Origin of the sequence: Rhodococcus sp. ENV425, from assembly GCF_002887785.1 — a bacterium.
Taxonomy (GTDB): Bacteria; Actinomycetota; Actinomycetes; order Mycobacteriales; family Mycobacteriaceae; genus Rhodococcus; species Rhodococcus aetherivorans.
Genome location: NZ_PCZU01000081.1, coordinates 16,091 through 19,613 on the forward strand (window position 1 = coordinate 16,091; position 3,523 = coordinate 19,613).

General features: G+C 69.1%; 2 protein-coding genes and 1 pseudogene. All 3 read left to right on the forward strand.

Annotated features, from left to right (window positions below; all coding sequences use genetic code 11):
* The coding region (nuoL, locus tag CQZ88_RS06010; protein WP_258008462.1) for an NADH-quinone oxidoreductase subunit L at positions 1-1,547 on the forward strand (1,547 nt) is incomplete at its 5' end.
* Positions 1,547-3,181 (forward strand): NADH-quinone oxidoreductase subunit M, encoded by a 1,635-nt coding sequence (locus tag CQZ88_RS06015; RefSeq protein WP_102799391.1) that lies wholly within the window; start codon positions 1,547-1,549, stop codon positions 3,179-3,181. The genes nuoL and CQZ88_RS06015, both read left to right, overlap by 1 nt.
* Positions 3,178-3,523, forward strand: a pseudogene (locus CQZ88_RS06020) (NADH-quinone oxidoreductase subunit N); the annotation flags it as partial. The gene CQZ88_RS06015 and the pseudogene CQZ88_RS06020, both read left to right, overlap by 4 nt.

Here is a 3,523-nt window from a genome sequence, read left to right on the forward strand (position 1 = left end):
CTCCCGGGCGCCGGTTGTTCTTCGCCTACCTCAACCTCTTCCTTGCGGCGATGCTGCTGCTCGTCCTCGCCGACAACTACCTCGGCCTGTACGTGGGCTGGGAGGGTGTCGGTCTCGCCTCGTACCTGCTCATCGGGTTCTGGCAGTACAAGCCGTCCGCCGCAACCGCCGCGAAGAAGGCGTTCGTCGTCAACCGCGTCGGCGACATGGGCCTGGCCGTCGCCATGATGATCATGTTCGCGACGTTCGGTTCCGTCACCTTCGACGACGTCTTCGGCGGGGCCGAGGGTGCGAGCGACGGCGTGCTCACCGCACTCGGCCTCGTGCTGCTGCTCGCCGCCTGCGGCAAGTCCGCGCAGGTGCCGCTGCAGTCCTGGCTCGGTGACGCGATGGAAGGCCCGACACCGGTGTCGGCGCTGATCCACGCCGCCACCATGGTCACCGCGGGCGTCTACCTGATCGTCCGGTCCGATGCGATCTTCGACCTCGCCCCCACCGCGCAACTCGCCGTCGTGCTCGTGGGCGCGGTGACCCTGCTGTTCGGGGCCGTCATCGGCTGCGCCAAGGACGACATCAAGAAGGCGCTCGCCGCGTCGACGATGAGCCAGATCGGCTACATGGTCCTCGCCGCCGGCCTCGGTCCCGCCGGGTACGCCTTCGCGATCATGCACCTGCTCACCCACGGCTTCTTCAAGGCCGGACTGTTCCTCGGTGCCGGATCGGTGATGCACGGGATGAACGACGAGGTGAACATGCGCCGCTACGGCGGCCTGCGCACCGTCATGCCCGTCACGTTCGTCACCTTCGGCCTCGGCTACCTCGCGATCATCGGCATCCCGCCGTTCGCCGGCTTCTTCTCCAAGGACAAGATCATCGAGGCCGCCTTCGGAGCGGGCGGCGCCGAAGGCGTCGTCCTCGGGACGGCCGCCCTGCTCGGTGCCGGCATCACCGCGTTCTACATGACGCGGGTGATGCTGATGACCTTCTTCGGCCGGCGTCGCTGGGCCGCCGACGTCCATCCCCACGAGGCGCCGGCCGTGATGACGGTGCCCATGATCGTGCTGGCCGTGGGTTCGGTCGGCGCCGGTGCTGCGCTCAGCCTGGGGGGAGCGCTGCAGAACTGGCTCGAGCCGGTGGTGGGGACGTACGAGGCCGAACACCTGCTGCCGGTGTGGGTGACCACCGCCCTCACCCTCGCCGTCGTGCTCGCCGGTGCCGCGGTGGCCTACCGGCAGTACGCTCGGCGCGACATTCCCGAGGTCGCCCCCGCCGAGGTATCGGTGTTCACCGTCGCCGCCCGCAGGGATCTCTACGGCGACGCGGTCAACGAGGCGGTGTTCATGCGGCCCGGACGGTCCCTGACCTCGACCCTGGTGACCGTCGACGACAAGGGCGTCGACGGCGCGGTCGACGGGATCTCCGCCACGGTCGGCGCCTTGTCCGCCCGGATGCGGCACCTGCAGACCGGTTTCGTGCGGTCCTACGGCTTGTCCATGTTGGTAGGCGCGGCCGTCGTGGTCGCGACGATGGTGCTGGGGAGGCTGTAGTGGACGACTTTCCCTGGTTGACGACCCTGTGGGTGGTTCCGCTCGTCGGTGCCGTCGTCGTGCTGGCGCTTCCCGCCCGCATGCGAAGCTTCGCCAAGACGACGGCGCTGGCGGTCGCGGCCGTGGTGCTCGTACTGGCCTGCGCACTGGCGGTCGGATTCGATCCGGCAGGTGAGCAGTACCAGTTCGTCGAATCCCACGAGTGGATTCCGGCCCTGGGCACCCGATACACGCTGGGCGTGGACGGTATCGCGCTCGTGCTGGTGCTGCTGACCGCGGTGCTGCTTCCGCTGCTGATGCTGGCGGGCTGGAACGACGCGACACAGGCCGAGTCCGCCGCGACCGCCCGGGGATCCGCGCCGCGGCGCACCACGCAGCTGTACATGGCGCTGATGTTGACGGTCGAGGCGATGGTGATGGTGTCGTTCACCGCCCTCGACGTGCTGCTGTTCTACATCTTCTTCGAAGCGATGCTCATTCCGATGTACTTCCTCATCGGAGGATTCGGGGATCGTCTCGGGGATCGCACGCAGCGCTCCCGCGCGGCGGTGAAGTTCCTGCTCTACAACCTGTTCGGCGGACTGATCATGCTGGCCGCGGTCATCGGGCTGTACGTGGTCACCGCCCGGCAGGGCGCCGGCACCTTCGACTTCCGGGACATCGTCGCCGCCGTGACCGGCGGCGGTCTCGGCGCCGACGCCGTGGTGCTCCACGCGCTGTTCCTCGGCTTCATGTTCGCCTTCGCCGTGAAGGCACCGTTGTGGCCGTTCCACACCTGGCTGCCCGGCGCCGCGGTGCAGGCCACCCCGGCCGGGGCGGTGCTGATGATGGCCGTGGTCGACAAGGTCGGCACGTTCGGCATGCTGCGCTACTGCCTGCAACTGTTTCCCGAGTCGTCGGTGTACTTCGCGCCGGTGATCGTCACGCTCGCGGTGATCGGCATCGTCTACGGCGCGGCGGTCGCCATCGGCCAGACGGACGTGATGCGCCTGATCGCCTACACCTCCATCTCGCACTTCGGGTTCATCATCCTCGGCATCTTCGCGATGACCAGCCAGGGGCAGGCCGGTTCGACGCTGTACATGGTCAACCACGGCATCTCCACCGCGGCGCTGTTCCTGATCGCCGGGTTCCTCGTCTCCCGGCGGGGATCCCGCGCGATCGCCGCCTACGGTGGCGTCCGCAAGGTCGCCCCCGTCCTGGCCGGCACGTTCCTCGTCGCGGGACTGGCGACCCTGTCCCTTCCCGGCCTGGCGCCGTTCGTCAGCGAATTTCTGGTGCTGATCGGCACGTATCCGCGTTACCAGGTCGCTGCCGTGTTCGCAGTGCTCGCACTCGTCCTCTCGGCGATCTACGTGCTGTGGCTGTACCAGCGCATGATGACCGGACCGGTCACCGACGGCAACGAGCACGTGTCCGATCTGGTGCCCCGCGAACTCGCCGTCGTGGTGCCGCTCATCGCGTTGCTCCTCGTCCTGGGCGTGTATCCGAAACCCGCCCTCGACGTGATCACCCCGGCGGTGAGCCGGGTCCTGGTCACGGTCGACCAGCCCGATCCGGCGCCGCCCGCGCCGGCCGAGCCCGTCGCGGGCGGCGGGACCGGGCCCGACACTCACGGAGGGACGCACAGGTGACTCTCTCGGACGGCACCACCGTTCTCGCTCAGGCGATTCCGGCCCCCGACCTCGAATACGGCCCGCTCTCTCCCATGCTGATCGTGTTCGGGGTGGCCGTCGCCGCAGTGCTCGTCGAGGCGTTCGTTCCCCGCCGCGGCCGGTACGCGAGCCAGCTGCTGCTCGCGCTCGGCGGTCTCGTGGCCGCGTTCGTGGCCGTCGTCGTGCTCGCCGCGGGGCTGGACTTCTCCGCCGAGGCCGCGCCCGGGTACACCGCCGCGGTGGACGCGGTGGCGGTCGACGGGCCCACTCTGTTCCTGCAGGGCACCATCCTGCTCGTCTCGATCCTCGCGGTGCTGCTCG